Origin of the sequence: Geminisphaera colitermitum TAV2 (assembly GCF_000171235.2) — a bacterium.
GTDB lineage: Bacteria > Verrucomicrobiota > Verrucomicrobiia > Opitutales > Opitutaceae > Geminisphaera > Geminisphaera colitermitum.
Window position 1 is genome coordinate 1 of sequence record NZ_ABEA03000002.1, and the last position, 622, is coordinate 622.

A 622-nucleotide genomic window follows, 5' to 3' on the forward strand; every position below is an offset into this window, starting at 1 on the left:
GGGGCGCGGGAGCGGGCGCAGTTCGCGGCGTTGGTCGCACGGGCGGACGAGGCTTCGTTTGCGGGGGGGCTTGGGTGGTTGTGCATTCCGACCGGGGGATCGTCGGGGAATTTGAAGCTGGCGCGGCATGACGAGCAGACGCTGGCGGCGGCGGTGGCGGGGTTTTGCGCGCACTTCGGAGTGGAGCGGGTCAATGCGCTGGGGTTGCTGCCGTTGCATCATGTGAGCGGTTTGATGGCGTGGATGCGTTGCGCGTTGACGGGGGGGCGTTACGTGCACGCGGATTGGAAGGCGATCGAGCGCGGAGAGTTGTATCCGTTGCCGCATGACACCGGTGGCGGGTGGTTTCTTTCGCTGGTGCCGACGCAGTTGCAGCGGTTGCTGGGGAGCGCGGCGGCGGTGGAGTGGTTGCGGGGGTTTCGCGGCGGTGTTCGTGGGGGGGGGGGCCGTCGGTGGCCGGCGTTGATCGAGGCGGGGGCGGCGGCGGGTGTGCCGCTGGCGTTTTCCTACGGGTTGACGGAAACGGCGGCGATGGTCACGGCGTTGCGTCCGGAGGAGTTCGCGGCGGGAGAGCGCGGGGCGGGGAGGGCGTTGCCTCATGCGCGGATCGTTTTGGATGGGG

Annotated in this window: 1 protein-coding gene; it reads left to right on the forward strand. The window is 69.6% G+C overall.

Annotated elements, in window-relative coordinates; all coding sequences use genetic code 11:
* Positions 1–622, forward strand: a 622-nt coding sequence (locus OBACDRAFT_RS00010) for an AMP-binding protein (protein WP_157836839.1), incomplete at both ends; no start/stop codon positions are given.